General features: G+C 62.6%; 17 protein-coding genes. 8 read left to right on the forward strand and 9 right to left on the reverse strand.

All coding sequences use genetic code 11. The features are described from left to right. The first annotated feature begins 173 nt into the window (after positions 1-173). From AC4LE2_RS06420 to AC4LE2_RS06435, 4 genes are all read left to right on the forward strand, one after another. Entirely contained in the window at positions 174-1697 is a 1524-nt protein-coding gene (locus AC4LE2_RS06420) for a hypothetical protein (RefSeq protein WP_491824954.1), read from the forward strand. Between the two features lie 93 nt (positions 1698-1790). Continuing rightward, positions 1791-4034, forward strand: a complete 2244-nt coding sequence (locus AC4LE2_RS06425) for an autotransporter outer membrane beta-barrel domain-containing protein (RefSeq protein ID WP_491824956.1) — start codon at positions 1791-1793, stop codon at positions 4032-4034. Between the two features lie 23 nt (positions 4035-4057). Continuing rightward, positions 4058-5497, forward strand: coding sequence for a hypothetical protein (locus tag AC4LE2_RS06430; protein WP_491824957.1), 1440 nt, complete (start codon positions 4058-4060; stop codon positions 5495-5497). Positions 5498-5611: 114 nt separating this feature from the next. After that, positions 5612-5887 carry a hypothetical protein gene (locus AC4LE2_RS06435; protein ID WP_491824959.1) on the forward strand — a complete coding sequence of 92 codons (276 nt, stop codon included), beginning with the start codon at positions 5612-5614 and terminating at the stop codon, positions 5885-5887. Between the two features lie 24 nt (positions 5888-5911). Here AC4LE2_RS06435 and AC4LE2_RS06440 read toward each other — a convergent pair whose 3' ends face one another. Then, positions 5912-6394 carry an N-acetylmuramoyl-L-alanine amidase gene (locus AC4LE2_RS06440; RefSeq protein WP_491824960.1) on the reverse strand — a complete coding sequence of 161 codons (483 nt, stop codon included), beginning with the start codon at positions 6392-6394 and terminating at the stop codon, positions 5912-5914. Positions 6395-6558: 164 nt separating this feature from the next. Here AC4LE2_RS06440 and dnaX point away from each other — a divergent pair, with 164 nt between their 5' ends. The 4 genes from dnaX to recR all read left to right on the forward strand — a co-directional run bounded on the left by dnaX (position 6559) and on the right by recR (position 10747). Continuing rightward, complete coding sequence (gene dnaX, locus AC4LE2_RS06445; protein ID WP_491824962.1) at positions 6559-8604, forward strand: DNA polymerase III subunit gamma/tau; 2046 nt, start codon at positions 6559-6561, stop codon at positions 8602-8604. Positions 8605-8631: 27 nt separating this feature from the next. Continuing rightward, positions 8632-8958 (forward strand): YbaB/EbfC family nucleoid-associated protein, encoded by a 327-nt coding sequence (locus AC4LE2_RS06450; RefSeq protein ID WP_491824964.1) that lies wholly within the window; start codon positions 8632-8634, stop codon positions 8956-8958. A gap of 79 nt (positions 8959-9037) precedes the next feature. Further along, the gene (curA, locus tag AC4LE2_RS06455; RefSeq protein WP_491824966.1) at positions 9038-10069 is read left to right on the forward strand and encodes an NADPH-dependent curcumin/dihydrocurcumin reductase; all 1032 of its coding nucleotides are present in this window, start codon (positions 9038-9040) and stop codon (positions 10067-10069) included. Between the two features lie 75 nt (positions 10070-10144). Next, positions 10145-10747 carry a recombination mediator RecR gene (gene recR / locus AC4LE2_RS06460; RefSeq protein WP_491824968.1) on the forward strand — a complete coding sequence of 201 codons (603 nt, stop codon included), beginning with the start codon at positions 10145-10147 and terminating at the stop codon, positions 10745-10747. Positions 10748-10813: 66 nt separating this feature from the next. Here the strand turns inward: recR and AC4LE2_RS06465 are convergent, their stop codons facing one another. The 8 genes from AC4LE2_RS06465 to AC4LE2_RS06500 form a co-directional block, all read right to left on the reverse strand. After that, on the reverse strand, positions 10814-11362 hold the full coding sequence (locus AC4LE2_RS06465) for an adenine phosphoribosyltransferase (protein ID WP_491824969.1): 549 nt from the start codon (positions 11360-11362) through the stop codon (positions 10814-10816). 56 nt (positions 11363-11418) lie between these two features. After that, positions 11419-12153, reverse strand: coding sequence for a fumarate/nitrate reduction transcriptional regulator Fnr (fnr, locus tag AC4LE2_RS06470; protein ID WP_491824970.1), 735 nt, complete (start codon positions 12151-12153; stop codon positions 11419-11421). Positions 12154-12247: 94 nt separating this feature from the next. After that, positions 12248-12916: a sulfite exporter TauE/SafE family protein gene (locus AC4LE2_RS06475; RefSeq protein ID WP_491824971.1), complete on the reverse strand. Its 669-nt coding sequence runs from the start codon at positions 12914-12916 to the stop codon at positions 12248-12250. After that, positions 12909-13082 carry a cbb3-type cytochrome oxidase assembly protein CcoS gene (ccoS, locus tag AC4LE2_RS06480; RefSeq protein WP_491824972.1) on the reverse strand — a complete coding sequence of 58 codons (174 nt, stop codon included), beginning with the start codon at positions 13080-13082 and terminating at the stop codon, positions 12909-12911. Before ccoS ends, AC4LE2_RS06475 begins: the two co-directional genes overlap by 8 nt. Then, complete coding sequence (locus tag AC4LE2_RS06485; protein ID WP_491824973.1) at positions 13079-15490, reverse strand: heavy metal translocating P-type ATPase; 2412 nt, start codon at positions 15488-15490, stop codon at positions 13079-13081. Before AC4LE2_RS06485 ends, ccoS begins: the two co-directional genes overlap by 4 nt. Continuing rightward, positions 15487-16869 carry a cytochrome c oxidase accessory protein CcoG gene (gene ccoG / locus AC4LE2_RS06490; protein WP_491824974.1) on the reverse strand — a complete coding sequence of 461 codons (1383 nt, stop codon included), beginning with the start codon at positions 16867-16869 and terminating at the stop codon, positions 15487-15489. The genes AC4LE2_RS06485 and ccoG overlap by 4 nt, the downstream gene beginning before the upstream one ends. Continuing rightward, positions 16866-17831 carry a cytochrome-c oxidase, cbb3-type subunit III gene (gene ccoP / locus AC4LE2_RS06495; protein WP_491824975.1) on the reverse strand — a complete coding sequence of 322 codons (966 nt, stop codon included), beginning with the start codon at positions 17829-17831 and terminating at the stop codon, positions 16866-16868. Before ccoP ends, ccoG begins: the two co-directional genes overlap by 4 nt. Further along, positions 17824-17985, reverse strand: a complete 162-nt coding sequence (locus AC4LE2_RS06500; RefSeq protein ID WP_491824976.1) for a cbb3-type cytochrome oxidase subunit 3 — start codon at positions 17983-17985, stop codon at positions 17824-17826. Before AC4LE2_RS06500 ends, ccoP begins: the two co-directional genes overlap by 8 nt.

Below are 17985 nucleotides of genomic sequence, written 5' to 3' on the forward strand. Positions count from 1 at the left end.
TGGCCAAGGAGGGCGATGTATATGTCCGTGTAGGGGTTAGTGTCAATGCGGGTGCCTTTAATTACAGTGACCCCTTTAAAGTGCGACTCGACAGTATTGCGCCGTATGAAGGTTCTGGCATCGAACACCCGCTGGCGCCAAAACCCGCGCTCGCATTGATTACTGACGCAAACTTGGATACTGACGTTTCCATAGTGATACCTGGCTATGCGGATCACCAACTTGGTGATGCCGTGTACGTCTGGATGGAAAAGGATCCGCCAGACGCCGGCACGCAACCGCCTCCTTTGGTGCCGCGTCAGCAAACAATCAGCGGAGATACAACAGTCAAAGTGCCTGCGGACGCTATTCGAGCCAAGGGGGACGGGATTTACTTCGTTAGTTATCTGTTGATGGACAAAGCTGGTAATCGGTCGGCGTTGTCGGCTACCGCGGAAGTCACCCTGGTGCTGGGCGCATTGCCAAGTGTGCTACAGGCCCCGACCGTTCCCGCAGCGGATCCGACCATCGACCGCGAAGATGCAGCGCAAGGCGTGTACGTAGACGTGCCGGAAATGCCCGATTGGAAGCCTGGCGATGAGGTGAGGGTGCTATTTGGCGACCAGGCCCTGGCTGCTTACACACTCAACAGCGGGGCCTTCCAGGCCTTCATCGATGTGCCTACCGAGACGTTGCTGCAGGTATTCGGCAGTGATACAGCTGCTAAGACTGTGAGCGTGACCTACACCATTGCAAGGTTGAATTGGGCGTCGGCCCCTTCGCCCGCTACCTCGATAAAGATCGACCTGCGCAAGGCTGGCCCAGGGAACCCCGGCTGGCCCGACCCTATCAACGCCGACTTACCCCCGCTGTTGGTGACCAGTAGCAGTGGCAGTGAAAATGAAATCCCCAGTGCCGATGTCGGTGAAGAGGCCACCTTGACCTTCACCGTTTATCCTGACGCACAGGAGAAGGATGCGGTGGAGTTGTTCTGGGGAATAACGCCGTTGTTAACCTATAACCTCAAGGCTGACGATGCGGCCGGCAATACACGGGATTTCCCTATCCCCTGGGCAGCCATTGAGAACTACCTGGGCTCGACTCAAGTGCCGGTGTTCTACCGCATACGTTTGCCTGGCGCCCCGCCTGAGAATTATCAGCAAGCGCCTGATACGGCAGTGGACGTGTCTGACCTGCCATTGCTGGCGCCACCCGTAGAGTTCCAGGGGGCGGCAGGTGGTTTGCCCGGCTATCTTATGCTCACGTGTAGCTCCTTGGTCCTCAACGCTGCAGATAAGCCATGCATCCAAGTCACCGTTCCAGACCTGTCTCAGCCGCCCTTCAACCAGGTAGCAGGCGACACAGTGACGCTGACCTGGAAAGGCCTTAGCGGCACCACATTGGATGGCGAGATCCCTATCTCTATTCCAGCAGATGAAGACGGGGTGTTCATAGAGCCTCATGTTCTTCTCGCCGATGACCTTAAAGGCACTGGGTTCACTTGGCTGGTGCCTTATGACCCCTATGGCGCGGCGACTTACAAATATGACGGCAGCGAAGAGCCTAACGGCATGGTCGAGGTGAGTTACAGCGTCAGCGTCAATGGCAACGAGGTGGAGGCGCCGGCACCGGACAACATTATCTGCGCGTTTTACGATGCTGGCGGGGCGTGCACTACCGCGCGCCTGGCCGGCTGCGCCGACTGTCGAGTGGGGTGATGTTTTCAGACTATTCCTACATATCAGAAGGTTACAGGTACGTAGCCTTCTGGCCTTTATAGGTGCATGCACCGTCCACTCAGGAGTGCAGTTGTGAACAGTCTGATCATCAAGCCAAACCGGCGTACCCGTGGCCTTCACCTTGCAGCCGTTCTGGGTGCAGGGTGCGCCAGTGTCGGTGCATGGGCGGATGAAGTACCCATCAAGAGCGATACCCAGATCACCGGGAACCACGCGTCCACCACCTACCGAGTCTCCAGCGATGCGACGCTCACTGGCACCGACGCGCTTATCATGGGCGCGCGAGTGGAGGGTGGAACGTTGGCCCTTGAACGTGGCGCAGTGTCCAATACGGGAGTGTTCGGTGTTGAGTTAGTGAATGCCAGCGCGCGATTGACCGATGTCGCCGTCCAGGCTAGCAACACGGCCCTGTGGGTAGGCACCCAAAGCAGTGCTGAGGTTGAAGGCGGCAGCCTGGTGGGAGGGCAGGTAGGCGCTCAAATCGCTACGGGCAGTAAGCTAACGCTGGCGGGCACCAACGTCACCGGTAGCGACCTTGTGGGTATCTATATGGGCGGCGCTACCTTGAGCGCTAGCGGTGGCGCCATCCGGGGGCGTGAGTTTGGCATCGTGGTTGAGGATGCCACGGGCAACGACACAGGCATGGTCACTCTCAGTGGTACGCATGTGCAAGCCGATACCGGGCCTGCTATTCAGGTGGGCATTCCTTACACCGGGGGTGTTCGAGGGCAGGCGACCATCACCCTGAGTAACGGTGCCACGCTCAGTGGCGGGGATAACACGTTGATCGCCCTGTCCGAGGGCTCTGGCGCTACCGTCGATGTAACCGGCAGCCTGTTGGAGGGCAACCTGGTAGCCGGTAACGATACCAACCTGGCGCTGTCGCTTGGCCAGGGTGCGAGCTGGGTAGGCGATGTGCTGGCGGCTGATACGGCCACCGCAAGCCTGACCATGACCGACGGCGCGCTGTTCACTGGCCGGCTGGAAAACGTCAATGACGTCAGCATCGCTAGCGGCGCGACCTGGTCGCTGGTAGGCGACACCGCGCAGCGGCACCTGACGCTGGACGGCGGCGTGGTGAAGGTAGGCGATGGCAGCGGTTACCGTACCCTCACAGTCGAGCACCTCGATGGCAGTGGTGGTCAGTTTGACCTGCACACCAACTTTGCCACGGGACAAACCGATTTCGTGGACGTAACTGGTACCTCCGCAGGCAGCCATGTACTGAATGTGGCGAGCAGCGGCAGCGATGCAAGCCAGGCGCGGATCAAGGTGGCAAAAACCGCCGACGGCGGCGCGGATTTCTCCCTGATGAGCGGGCGGGTCGACCTGGGCACCTGGTCTTATCAACTGCTGACCGACGACGGCAAAAGCTGGTATTTGGATGGCAGCGAGAGCGTGATCAGCCCAGGCGCGGCCTCGGCCTTGGCCCTATTCAATACAGCGCCGACGGTGTGGTACGGCGAACTGACTACGCTGCGTAGCCGCATGGGCGAGTTGCGCTGGAAATCTGCAGCACCGGGCGCCTGGGTGCGCAGCTACGGCAACAAGCTCAACGTTAATACGAGCTCGGGCATTGGTTACGAGCAGCAACAACAGGGCCTGTCATTAGGCGCCGACGCACCGCTGCCGTGGGGCGACGGGCAATGGATTGGGGGCGTACTGTTGGGGTATAGCCAGTCCGACCTGGACCTGCAACGTGGCACCAGCGGCACGGTGGACAGCTACTACGCGGGTGCCTATGCAACCTGGCTGGACAGCAGTACCGGCTATTACGTCGATGCTTTACTCAAAGCCAACAGGTTCCGCAATGACGCCAAGGTCGCGGTAAGCGATGGCACGCGCGCCGAGGGCGATTACAACACGCTGGGTGTCGGTGCTTCGGTAGAGGTTGGCCGACACCTTGGGCTGGGCGATGGCTGGTTCGTAGAGCCCTATGCACAACTCTCTTCGCTGGTGGTGCAGGGGCGTAGCTTCAGCTTGGACAACGGCCTGACTGCGGACGGCGACCGTGCTCGCTCGTTGCTCGGTAAAGCCGGCGCCACCCTGGGGCGTACCTTCGACCTAGGCGAGGGGCGCAGCGCACAGCCTTATGTACGTGCCGCATTGGCCCATGAGTTCGCCAAGCGCAACGATGTGTCAGTCAATGAAAACCGCTTCAATAATGACCTGGCAGGTTCTCGTGGAGAGCTTGGCGTAGGCATGGCGGTGAATTTCGGCAACCGCCTGCAAGCCAACGCCGGCTTCGACTACGCCCATGGCGATGCCCTTGAGCAGCCTTGGGGCGTCAACGCCGGGTTGCGCTACAACTGGTAAAACATGCCTCCGGGAGGTGAACCATGCGCACGTCGAACACCCTTTACCTAAGTTTGCCACCGGCCAAGGTGCTGGATGCCTTGCCTGACCTTCCTGGAGCACCCGTGAACCTCTTGCCCACCTCAACACTGGCACTGCCCGTTCGAGTCGAGGTTCCTATGTGGGCGGAAAGCGGTGGCTTAGCACCCCCCAAGGTTCGGATTTACTGGGATGCGTTGCCGGTACTTGAGGCAACGCTAGATAAGGATTTTAGTCAGGCTGACCTTATCTTCTCGCTGCCGTCCTTGCCGCTGGGCCACGGCCTGCACCAACTTGGCTACGAGGTGGTATTGGGCAATGGCAGCATCACCGAGGGCGCGCCGGTTGAAGTGAATGTGGACATCGTGCCCCCTGACTTGGGCGCACCGCCGGCGCGCCTGAAGTTTGCTAGCGAGGTGATCGGCGGAGTGACCGATGATTACCTGCAAGCACATGGGGATACGCTTGAAGCCGTGGTTCCCGCTTATGAGGGCCAAGCACCCGGTGACCGGGTCACCTGGTACTGGGATCAGCGGCTCAATACCCGTGAGCAGGTAGGCGAAGGCCTTGTCACCGAGCTGGCACCCCCCATGACTGTGGCGTTTCCCGGCGACATTATCCGCAGCCGTGGCGATGGCTTGCGGTTTGCTCATTATGAGGTAACCGATTACGCCGGCAATGCCACGCAGTCTGGTGTCGTTGAGTTACAGATACGGGCTACGCCCATTCCCCGTGTGTTGCCTGTGCCGCAAGTGGTCGGTGCCGCAAGCAGCGGCGCCTCGCAAAGCCTGCGTGCCATTCAAGCTGTAAATGGTGTTGAGGTTAAGGTGCCAGACAATGCGGTCATCAAGGCAGGTGAAAGCGCTCGTCTGGTGTTCGCTGATCCTGCAAAAGTTGGTGGCGTCACTGCCCCTATAGAAGGCGCGGGCGAGCTGCTTCCCATTGGCTATGAATATGTAGCCGCGCACCTGGACCGAAGCCTGTTGATTCGCTATGAAGTCACGGATACCGAGGGCACGCTTCATTGTTCGAACCCTCTAACACTAACGATGACTGAGTCAAAGGGGCTAAATTTTCCTACGGTGCAGTGTGAGCTTGTTGATGGCGGCTACCTCTCATTGCGGCGAGTGCCTTCCACAGGTGCGCCGGTAACGGTGGCGTCGTGGAAGATGATGACGGATTACCAGCGCTTGATGATACGTGTAAACGGCGTGGACAAGAATGGCGCGAGCCTGGACGAGGCCGTGGCTGACCATGTGGTGCAGGCAAATGAAGTAGGCGTTGGGGTCGGCGGCGACGGCAGCCTGGTGATCCCTAGGGCGCTGCTGGCGCGCTTGCGGTTGAACACCACGTTTTATATAGAAGGCTACCTTAGCTTCAATGGTTCATCTGAATGGCCAGAGCAGCCCACCTTCCGTGATTTGGTGCCCACCTTGTCTGCTTAAGCTCTAGCGGGTTGTCTGCAAGCAAGGCGCTAGCGCGTATGAGCTAAATGCCACACGTTTACAACCCTACCTGACTGGTTCATATTTCGCGGCTTGTTGGCAGTTGAACCAGTCATGGAGTACCCGCGCGTGGAACAGATGCACAGCCAGCCGTTGGAGACCGTTTACATCCAGCGAATCGACGGCACCCGCTTCGGCCCCTTCGAAACCACGGTAGAGGCGAACAAGGCATTGATTTGGGAAGTGACCCTTAACGCAGGGGCCGGCGACACGCTTGAACACCACCGCGCGGATGGCACGGTGGCAAGTTATTTGATTACCACTACCCATTTTCAACCGCAAATGGCGGGTATAGAGGCGCACTACACCGTTCGCCTGCGCCACGACTAAGGTTGTCGTGGCGACTGCGGCGGGTTAGCCCAGCGGGTTGCGTTCGAGCCATTCGGTCATATCGAAGCACGGGCATGCCTTGATGAATTCATTGGGCGTAATTTCGCCATCGTTGTTGCGGTCAGGTGAAAAATCCCGATGCCCTCGAATGCCTGCCTTAGGGTAGCGGCGTTTAAGGTCGGTCAGTAAGGCACGCAGGCGGTCAAACTGTTCGGCAGTGTAGTTGTTTTCTGGCGTGCCGTTGGGCGCTAGACCACCGGCCAGGCAAATACCCACGGTTACCGAGTTAAAGCCTTTCACATGGGCGCCCACGGTGTCGTCTGCGCGGCCGGTTTCCAGCGTGCCATCCCGGCGAATCACATAGTGATAGCCGATGTCGGCCCAGCCCTGGTCAAGGTGCCAGCGGCGAATGTCAGCGGCGCCAATGTCGGCACTGGCGCGCGTGGCGGAGCAGTGCACAACAAGCCAGTCGGTGCGCGAGCGTTTTTTCAGGGAGATAGTAGTCACGGCGTCGGTCCTTAACGCGATTTGGGGCGCGCAGGAAAACGCAGCAGTGCAATCAGACCAATACGGAAGCGCTGCCTGGCGGTTGGCACTTCGCGGGGGTGAGTGCTTTTTAGGCCCTGCTCGGCTAGGATTAGCGGTCTTTCGCTTCGAGTCATGTGGTGTCCATGGGTTATCAGGTTCTTGCACGTAAATGGCGGCCACGCACCTTCCGGGAAATGGTCGGGCAGGGCCATGTGCTCAAGGCGCTGATTAACGCGCTGGATAACCAACGGCTACACCACGCGTACCTGTTCACCGGCACGCGCGGCGTGGGCAAGACCACCATTGCCCGCATCATCGCCAAGTGCCTGAACTGCGAAACCGGCATCACCTCCACGCCCTGCGGCGTGTGCTCGGTGTGCAAGGAGATCGACGAAGGCCGCTTCGTAGACCTGATCGAGATCGACGCCGCCAGCCGCACCAAGGTGGAAGACACCCGCGAGTTGCTGGACAACGTGCAGTACGCGCCTAGCCGGGGCCGTTTCAAGGTGTACCTGATCGACGAAGTGCACATGCTCTCCACGCACTCGTTCAACGCCTTGCTCAAAACCCTCGAAGAGCCACCGCCCTACGTCAAGTTCATCCTGGCCACCACCGATCCGCAGAAGCTTCCGGCAACCATTCTGTCGCGCTGCTTGCAATTTTCACTCAAGAACATGACCCCAGAGCGGGTGGTCGAGCACCTGGCTTATGTGCTGGAGGCTGAGACCATCCCCTTCGAGCAGGACGCGCTGTGGCTCTTGGGGCGTGCGGCCGATGGCTCCATGCGCGACGCCATGAGCCTGACCGACCAGGCGATTGCGTTTGGGGAAGGCAAGGTACTGGCGGCAGACGTACGGGCTATGCTGGGCACGCTGGACCACGGGCAGGTGTTCGATGTACTGCAAGGGTTGCTGGGCGGCGACGCTAAAGCCGTGCTCAGCGCGGTGGCCCACCTGGCTGAACAAGGCCCGGACTGGGCCGGTGTGCTGGCCGAGATCCTTAACGTACTGCACCGGGTAGCCATTGCTCAGGCCTTGCCCGAGGCGGTGGACAACGGCCATGGCGACCGTGATCGGGTGCTGGCCCTTGCGCAGGCGCTGCCGGCCGAGGACGTGCAGTTCTACTACCAGATGGGGCTGATCGGCCGTCGCGACTTGCCGCTGGCACCCGAGCCTCGTGCCGGTTTCGAAATGGTCCTGCTGCGCATGTTGGCCTTCCGGCCTGCGGGGGAAGCGGCGCCACCGGCCGTGTTAAAGCCGGCAGGGGTCAGCCAGGCCACGGCTGATTCCTCCACGCCGGTGGCCGCTGCCCCAGTTTCCCAGCCCGCCGAGCCACGGCAGGCCGAGCCTGCGCCCGCTCCGCAGGCTGCAACAGTACCTGCCTCCCAACCTGAACCCGCGCCTGAGCAGGCCGCGTTGCCCGAAGACGACCCTAGCCTGCCGTGGAACGCGCAGGAAGTGCCCATGGATGCGCCTGCCCCACCGCCTCAGGCCATGCTCGATACCCGCGCCGCGCCGCCCGATTTGGTGCCGATGCCGGCCCCAACGCCCGCCAGTGCGGTGCCACCTGCCCCGGACAACCACCCCGAGCGTGACGATAACGCGGGCGCGCCCATTGAATACCGCCCCGCTGGCATGCAACGCGATGACGAGCCGCCCGCCGACGATGATTACTACCCAGGTGACGTAGACCCTACCGGCTATGCATACCTGGACGACCTGGCCAGCCATGCCGCCGAGCCCCAGCAGCCCCCCGAGCCTGCACCCGCTACTCAGGCGGCAACTGGCCTGGCCCTGCAATGGCTGGAACTGTTCCCCAAGCTGCCGGTGTCTGGCCTCACGGGCAGCATCGCCGCCAACTGTAGCTTGGTGGCCGTGGACGGTGATACCTGGGTGCTGCACCTGGACCCTGCCCAGGGCGCGCTGTTCAATACAACCCAACAGCGGCGGTTGAACGAGGCGCTGAACCAACACCTGGGCCGTACCCTTACCCTGAAGATCGAACTGGTGCGCCCTGAGCAGGAAACCCCAGCCCAGGCAGCGGCCCGCCGTCGCGCCGAGCGCCAGCAGGAGGCCGAGCAGGCCATCGCCGCAGACCCATTCATCCGTCAGTTGGCGGAACGGTTTGGCGCTACGGTGCGTAACGATACTATTGAACCCTTGGACGCCCCGGCTAACCGGGGCGAATGACACAGTACGAGAACGGAGCACCAACCCATGATGAAAGGTGGCATGGCCGGCCTGATGAAGCAGGCACAGCAGATGCAGGAAAAAATGGCCAAGATGCAAGAGGAGTTGGCCAACGCCGAAGTGACCGGTCAATCCGGCGCAGGGCTGGTGACCGTGGTGATGACAGGGCGCCATGACGTCAAGCGCATTTCGCTGGACGACAGCCTGATGCAAGAGGACAAAGACGTGCTGGAAGACCTGATCGCCGCTGCGGTCAATGACGCCGTGCGCAAGATCGAAGCCAACAGCCAGGACAAAATGTCTGGCATGACCTCGGGCATGCAGTTGCCGCCAGGTTTCAAGATGCCGTTCTAAGGGTGAGTGACACCGCGCCGAACGCTCAAGGGCGGGCGCGGTCTTCCTTCAGTCTAGTTATGACTGAAGGAGCTGCCATATGGCTGCCAACGCCATTGAAAGTCGCCGCATCGTTCTAGCGTCACGCCCTCAGGGCAAGCCAAGCGCTGATAACTTCCGCACTGAAACCCGAGCACTGCCCGAGCTGCAAGAAGGCCAGGTGCTGCTGCGTACGCTGTGGTTGTCACTGGACCCGTACATGCGTGGGCGCATGAGTGACGCCCCTTCCTATGCCGCGCCGGTAGAAATCGACGACGTCATGACCGGCGGTGCGGTAAGCCGCGTAGAGGCCTCGCGCAACTCAAAATTCCAGCAGGGCGACCTGGTGGTGGGCATCACCGGCTGGCAAACGCATTCCATTTCCGACGGTACCGGCCTGGTGCCGCTGCCTGCGGGCATTCCTGAACCCTCCATGGCCTTGGGTGTATTGGGCATGCCAGGAATGACTGCCTTTACTGGCCTTACCTATATCGGCGAACCCAAAGAAGGGGAAACCCTGGTAGTAGCGGCTGCGTCCGGCGCGGTGGGCTCGGTAGTAGGGCAGATCGCCAAGCTTAAAGGGCTGAAGGTGGTGGGCGTGGCAGGCGGCGCTGACAAGTGCCGTTACGTGGTGGACGAGTTGGGCTTCGACGCCTGCGTCGACCATCGCGCTGAAGACTTCGCCGAGCAACTCAAGGCTGCGTGCGGGAAGGGCATCGACGTGTACTTCGAGAATGTAGGGGGCCATGTGTTCGACGCCGTGATGCCACTACTCAACACCCGCGCGCGCATCCCGGTGTGTGGGTTGATCGCCCATTACAACGACCATGAGCTACCAGAAGGCCAAGACCGCTTCAGCCTCCTGCCCCGCGTGCTGCTGACCAAGCGTGCGCGTATGCAGGGCTTTATCGTGTTCGACGACTTCGGCGACCGCCACTCCGAATTCTTCGCGGCCATGGTGCCTTGGCTACGGGATGGCAAAATCAAGTTCCGCGAGGATGTGGTCGAGGGCTTGGACAACGCACCTGAGGCATTCTTTGGCCTGCTTGAGGGTAAAAACTTTGGCAAGTTGGTAGTAAAAGTAAGCGAGTGACCGTCCGGCGTTGACCTTCCTGTAAGGGCGCGGGTATAACCCGCGTCTTCGCTGTTTTATGTCAGGTTGTGACCAATGAGCTTCAGCCCTTTGATTCGTCAACTGATCGACGCCCTGCGCATCTTGCCAGGGGTCGGCCAAAAAACCGCCCAGCGCATGGCGTTGCAGCTCCTGGAGCGCGACCGCAGCGGCGGGGCCCGCTTATCTCAGGCCCTTGCCCATGCCATGGACGGTGTGGGCCATTGCCAACGCTGCCGTACCCTCACCGAGGAAGCCCTCTGCCCGCAGTGCGCCGACCCCAGGCGGGATGACACCGTGCTGTGCGTGGTGGAGGGCCCGATGGACGTGTACGCCATCGAGCAGACCGGCTTCCGAGGCCGGTATTTTGTGCTCAAAGGGCATTTGTCGCCGCTTGATGGGCTAGGGCCTGAGGCCATTGGTATTCCGCAACTGATGGCGCGGATTGGCGGCGATAAGGCACTCACCGAGGTGATTCTGGCCACCAACCCTACCGTGGAAGGGGAGGCTACCGCCCACTACATCGCGCAGCTGCTAGGCGAAAGCAGCCTGGTGGTTTCACGTATCGCCCACGGTGTGCCGCTGGGTGGCGAACTGGAAATGGTAGATGGCGGCACCCTGGCCCATTCATTTGCCGGGCGTAAGCCCATGGCATTTTGATAGGCCCTGTTCGTCAACTAGCGTTGACGCCCACAGTGGCGAACCGGGCCCATCGACGTAAACCGCTTACATCTCGTCCAAGGCAAAGGCCGTGAGGCTGAACACGGGTACGCCGGCTTCTACCAGGCGGCTACCACCCCCCAATTCCGGTAAGTCAATGATCGCGGCGGCCTCATGTACATGTGCGCCAAGGCGGCGCGTGAGGTTGACCGCTGCCAAGAGTGTGCCTCCTGTGGCGATCAGGTCATCGAACAGCACGAGGGAGTCCCCTTCGCACAAGCTGTCGGCATACACTTCCAGGAAGGCCTCACCGTACTCGGTCTGATACCCCTCGCTAATGACATCCGCAGGTAATTTGCCCTGTTTGCGGAAAAGGATCAGGGGCTTGTTCAGCTCGTGGGCCACCACGGCGCCGATCAAAAAGCCGCGTGCGTCCATGGCACCGATGTGGGTGACGTTCTGCTCCACATAGCGCTCGACGAAGTGGTCGATCACGGTGCGCATGGCCTTGGGGGACTGGAACAACGGGGTGATGTCGCGGAACACGACGCCAGGCTTGGGAAAGTCCACCACAGGGCGGATCAAAGGCTTGATGGCGGAATCATCGAACGGCATGGGTACGTCTCGGCAGGCAAATGGTGGCCATTATAGCCACCGCATCGCCGTGACGCTTAGCCTTGCATCGACCCGCCGGCCAGGGCACACAGTTGATCGGCGTCGAGGATCTGCACCTCTTTGCCTTCCGCCACGATCAGGCCCACGTGCTGGAACCGGGTGAACACCCTGGACACCGTCTCCACCGCAAGGCCCAGGAAGTTGCCGATGTCGTTGCGCGACATGCTCAGGCGGAACTGATTGGGCGAATACCCCCTGGCCCGAAACCGCGCCGACAGGTTGACCAGAAAGGTGGCGATCCGCTCGTCTGCGTTTTTCTTGGACAGCAATAGCATCATCTGCTGGTCTTCACGGATCTCGCGGCTCATGACTCGCAATAACTGTTTACGCAACTGCGGAAGTTCAAGGGTCAGCTCTTCAAGCCGATCGAACGGAATCTCGCACACTGATGTGGTTTCCAGCGCAACTGCCGACACGGGGTAATGGTCGCGGTCCAGGGCACTGAGCCCCACCAGCTCACTGGGCAGGTGAAAGCCTGTGACCTGCTCCTGGCCGTTATCGCTGAGGCTAAAGGTGCGCACCGCGCCGGAACGCACTGCGAACAATGGGCCGAAGGGGTCCCCCTGGCGGAAGAGGAAATCCCCCTTTTTCAACGGCCGGCCGCGTTTGACAATGGCGTCCAGCGCGTCCATGTCCCGCAGCTCCAATGTCAACGGCAGGCAGAGTGGCGCCAAGCTGCAATCCCTGCAGTGAGCCTGGTGGCTGACGCCCTGTTTGAGTGGCTCGGTCATGGTTGAAACTCCTTGAATCACTTACGAAGGGCAAGCGTAACTGATTTTTTCCAGGAGCTGGGTCAAGGGGGCGGTGGAATCAAGCTGTTAGGGGTCAGTGTGTGGGGTGCCACCCAGGCATACTCCACGCTCCAAACCCCAGCACCAATAACCCTGCCGCCGTGCGCACGCCCCGTTGACGCAGCCAGGCCAATAACCGTTGGCTGGCAAGGCCGGTGGCCAGCATGAGCGGGCAGGTGCCCAGCCCGAAGGCGAGCATGAGTAGCGCGCTGTGCAAGGCATTGCCCTGGGCGGCGGCCCATAGCAAGGCGCTGTACACCAGGCCGCAGGGCAGCCAACCCCACACACTGCCCAGCGCGACGGCCTGAGCCAGGTTGCGCACGGGCAACCAGCGCCGGGTGAGGGGTTGCAAATAGCGCCATAGCCCTTGCCCCAGCGCTTCGATCCGGGTAAGGCCGTGCCACCAGCCGGCCAGGTACAGCCCCATGGCCATGAGCAGCAGCGCAGCGAGCATGCGTAATGCAACCAGGGCAGGGGTGTGCGCCACGGCAAGGCCCAGGCTGCCCAATAGCAACCCTGCCACGGCATAACTGAACACCCGGCCCAAGCTGTAACCCAGTAGCAGGTGCCAACGTTTAGTGGGGCTAGGCCCCGCCGCCAGGCTGAGCGCGCCCATCAGGCCCCCGCACATGCCCAGGCAATGGCCACTGCCCAGCAGGCCGAGGGTGAATGCACTGATGAGTGCAAGCAGCAGGTCAATCATCGGTGGGCCTCTGTGGCGGTACAGGGGTGTCTTCGTCCAGCAACAGGCGGCGGGCAGGCGTGTCGAGGTCGTCGTACTGGCCGCTGTTCACGGCCCAGCAAAACAGCCACAACGCACCGGCTATGATCACCAGCGCGACGGGGATGAGTACATACAACGCCGTCATGCCCGCCCCTTGGAGGAGGGTGTCAGGCGCAGGGCATTGACTACGACGAACAATGAACTGGCCGACATGCCTACGGCCGCCCAGGCGGGGGTAACCCAGCCCACTGCGGCAAAGGGCAGCACCAAGGCGTTGTACAGTAATGCCCACGCCAGGTTCTGGCGGATCACCCGGCGGCAACGGCCAGCCACCTCCAGCGCGTACACCAGGCTGCCCAAGCGGTTGTTCAGCAGCACCGCGTCGGCCTGAGTCCGCGTAAGGTCCGTGCCTTGGCCCATGGCAACGCCGATGTCCGCCTGGGCCAGCAGAGGGGCGTCGTTGCTGCCATCGCCTACCGCCATCACCTTCCGGCCAGCGCGCTGCAGGTGCGTTAACAGGTGCAGCTTGGCGTCAGGCAGCAGGCCGCCGTGTGCGTCGACGCCTAGCTGCACCCCTAGGCGGTGCAAGGCCGGGGAGCGGTCCCCGGAGGCCACGACCACCTGCCACCCTCGTTGCCGTGCGTCGGCAATCAACGCAGTGGCGTCGTCCCGTAGGCGGTCATCCAGCCCAAACCAGGCCAGTGGGCCTTGGTTATCGGCCAGTAGTAGCCATTGGTGCTCCTCGTCAGGGCAAGGTGGGGCGCCACCGCCTGCCAGCGCGCAGGCCCACCCCGGGGCCCCTAGGCGCAGGTGGTGGTTGCCCACATAGCCAGCCAGCCCCTGTCCTGGGTGCGCTATCACCGCATGGGCTTGCACTTCGACTGGGGCGAAGGCCTGGCTCAAAGGGTGGCCTGAGCCCAGTTGCAGTGCGCAAGCCAGGGTGAGGCATTGATCAGCCGGCAATGTGCCCAAGGCCAGCTGAGCGCAGAGCCAAGGCCGGCCTTCAGTCAGGGTGCCCGTTTTATCCAACAACAAGGTGTCGATCAGGGGGAGGGTTTCGAGCACATGCGCCTGGGTGATGAGCACCCCGCGCTGCTGCAAATTCGCCAAGGCGGCCGTTAACGCGGTGGGCGTTGCCAGCGACAGGGCGCACGGGCAGGTTGCGACCAGCATGGCGAGCACCACCCACGGCGCTTGAGCGGGATCAAGCCACCACCAGATTGCCCCGCTCACCCCCGCTGCGATCAGCGCGGTGGGCAGGAACCAACGGGCCACCTGGTCGGCACGTTTAGCCAGCGAGGGCTTTTGCGCATGGGCGTTGTGCATCAACCGGGTGATGGTCGATAGCGTGCTGTGCTCACCCACTGCGGTGATTTCAAGACGTAGCCGTTGGTCCAGGTTCAGGGTGCCGCCGCTTACCGCTGCGCCCACGCCACGCGTTACGGGCTTGAACTCACCCGTCAGCAGCGCCTCGTCGAGCCGTGATTGCCCTTCGACCACCACGCCGTCGGCGGGCACTCGTATACCGGGCGGCACCCACACCTGATCGCCAACCACCAGTTCGCCGAGCAGCACCTGCTCGGTAAGGCCCGTCGCGCCCAACCGCAGGCAGGTCAGGGGCAGGCAGGTATCCCACCGGGCCGTACCTTGGGCCGCGCGCTGACGTACCCAGGCTTCCAGGTAACGACCAGCCAACAGCGCAAAGGCAAACATGCCCACGGCGTCGAAGTACAGCGCCCCCTGGCCGCTGACCGTGGTGTACACCCCGGCGACATAGGCCCCCAGGATGGCCAGGGCGACGGACACGTCCATGCTCAGGTGGCCGGCTCGCACTGCCTGGCTGGCGCTGCGCAACAGTGGCGCGCAGCTGTAAAACACCACCGGCGTGATCAGGAAAAACCCGGCCCAGCGCAGCAGCGTGTGCAGGGCGGACGTGAGGTCCACGTTGAACTCCGGCCAGGTGGCCATGGTTGCCATCATGGTCTGGAACCAGAGGATGCCTGCCACGCCGAGGCGTTTAAGGGCACGTCTTGCCGCCCGCACCTGAGCGTCGGCCACCTCGCTTGCCCGCCAAGGGCGCGCGCTGTAACCGAGGCGGCCCAGTGCTTCGAGCAATTGACTCAGCGGCACCACCGCTTGCCGCCACACCAGGTGTAGGCGGCGGCTCGCCAGGTTGACCTGCGCCTGCTCTACCCCCGGCAATGCGCTCAGGCGTTGCTCGATCAGCCACGCGCAGGCAGCGCAGTGCAGGCCCTCAAGTGCCAATGGCAGGCTGCTCACGCCTTCGACCTCACGAGCGTAGTGTTGCAGCAGGCCTGTGCGGTCGAACACACGGGCCTCATCGCCGCTGAGGCCAGCCGGTGGCGGCTGGCCCCGTGCGCCTTCGCGGTGCTGGTAAAACTGCGCTAGCCCGGCGTTGGCAATGGCCTGGGCCACGCCCCGACAGCCCAGGCAACAGAAAGCCCGAGGGCTGCCCAGCACGTTCGCGCCATAACGCTCAACCAACGCGGCCGGCACGGGCGCCTCACAATGAAAGCAAGTGATTGTGCTCATGGGCGTGGCCCGGTAAAGCGGCTGGGCACGGTAAGGGCCTGGCCGCCTGCCTCGGTGAGCAGTTCGAACACCACAGGTTGGCTCACTGCCTGCGCGGCGTGCAGCGCGAGGCGAACCACCTCGGTGCGCTGCTCACCCGGCGCCAGGTAAACGGAGGTAGCTCCCTGCCAACGCAGGGCGGGCAGCGAAGGCGCGCGCAGGGTGTAACGGTGTGACTGCTGGCCCTTGTTCATCAGGGTGAGGGTGTAGACATTTTCGATCAGGCCGTCGCCACCGTCGCGAAACAGCTGGCGGTCCTTGGCTACGCTCATTGCCACCAGCGGGCGCGTCGCCAACCCATGGCCGAGCAATAGCGCGCACATAACGGCAAGTACCCCATAGGCTAGCAGCCGAGGCCGCCTTTTTACCTTGCGACTGGGTGTGTGAGCGGCCTGACCGCCATAGGCGATCAGGCCTTGTGGTGTACAGGTAGGGTAGAGCTTGGCCATGACCGTATCGCATGCATCCACACAGGCGCCGCAGGCGATGCAGGCGCTTTGCAAACCCTGGCGGATGTCGATGCCGGTGGGGCAAACCTGTACGCACAAGTGGCAGTCCACACAGGCGCCCTGCGGGGCACCCGCACTGCCCGACCGTGGGCGACCACGGGGTTCGCCGCGTGCGCTGTGGTAGGTCACCACCGGGGTGGCAGGGTCAAACATGACCGCCTGAAAGCGTGCATAGGGGCAAGCGTAGGTGCACAGCTGCTCTCGTACCCACCCTGCATTAGCGTAGGTAGCCAGGCTCAGCCCTATCAGCCAGCCCCAGGCAACTGTACCGAGCGTACCGTGCAGCAGGGCCGGGAGGAGCGTCTGCGCTGGTATAAACAGCGCCACAAGTGAAAACGCCGTGAGCAGGCTGAGTGCGCCCCACAGCCCATGCTTGGCGGCGCGGCGTATCAGCCGTTGTAGGGTCATGGCGGCATGGCCTTGCCGAGGGCGCGCCCCTTCAGTGATGCGCTCACACCCTCGAAAGAGGGCGGCCCAGAGGGTTTGCGGGCAGGCGTAACCGCACCATACGCGCCCCGCCAGCACAGTCAGCCAGAACAGCCCGAACGCGGCCACCAGCAACGCAAGGGCCAGCAGGCCAAGGTCTTGAGGCCAGTACGTGGCACCGGCCAAGTGAACGCGCGCGGCGGACACGTTCACCCACAGCAGGGGTTGCCCGCCCCATTGCAGCCACGGCAGGGCAAAAAACACCACCGTCAGCACCACGCCAATGCCGCTGCGTAATCGTGCATACCGGCCTTCTACGCGGCGTGGTTGAAGTGGCTTCCGCGCGGCGGGCAAAGGTGAGTGGTGCAAAGGCGGCGTGATATCACGCACTGGCACTCGATTCATGGCGCAGCCTCGGGCGTGCCTTGGGTGTTAACGGGCGCAGGCGCAACCGGCGCTCGTGCCAGGCTTAGCACATAGCCCGCCAGCACATGCACCCGGTCATCACCCAGTACGGCGCCCAGTGCAGGCATCTGCCCCCGGCGGCCCTCATGAATGCTCAGGCGCACCTGCTCAAAGCTTGACCCGTAGATGAACCCGCTCGCGCGAGTAAGGTCGGGCGCGCCCAGCAGCGGGTTGCCTCGGGCGTCGGCGCCATGACACGCCACACAGGCCTGGTTGTATAACCTCTCGCCGTTGGCCCGGCTGGCCAGGCTATCCGCGGGTACTGGCCGGCCGTTGAGGTGCAGTACGTACGCAGCGGCATCGCGGCTGCCTTGCTCACCCAGCAGCGCGCCCCACGCGGGCATCACGGCAGTGCGACCCTGGCGAATACTGGTTTCAAGGGCGGCGGGGTCGCCACCCCAGCGCCATAGGGCATCGGTCAGATCAGGAAAACCCGGTGCCCCCTGGCCATCTGCGCCGTGGCATTGCGCGCACTGGTGGGCGAACAGCCGCGCGCCCATGGTATGGGCCTGAGGGTCCGCCGCCACTGCTGGCAGGGGCAGGGCAGCAAAGCGTGCATACAAGGGGCCGTAGCGGGCTTGGGCCTGGGCATAGTCTTGTGCCCAGGCGCCGGTGCTGCTCCAGCCGTTGCCTTCAGCACCCGGTAACAGGCCGCGCCAATTACCCAGCCCTGGGTACAACGCCAGGTACACCACCGCGAACACCAGCGTGCCTATGAACAGCCACCGCCACCACCGAGGCAGGGGGTTGTCCTGCTCTTCGATGCCGTCAACGCTTTCGGTCGGCGGCGAAGTTTCTTCAGCGGGGGGTGCGCCGCTGCGCGTGGCATACAGCAGCCAAGCCATCGCCAGTAGCGTACCCAGGGTCAGCACGCTGATGTACAGGCTCCAGGCGCTACTCATCGGGGGGCAAGGCCTCAGGGTCATCGACGAAGGGCAATTGCGCGGCGGCATCAAAGCTTGCAGTGCGGGCCGCACTGAACGCCCAGACCAACAACCCGATAAACCCCAGGCATACCAGCAAGGTGCCCAAGCCGCGCAGGATGCCGATGTCCAT

The sequence above is a fragment of the Pseudomonas sp. 9.3L genome (assembly GCF_058536285.1).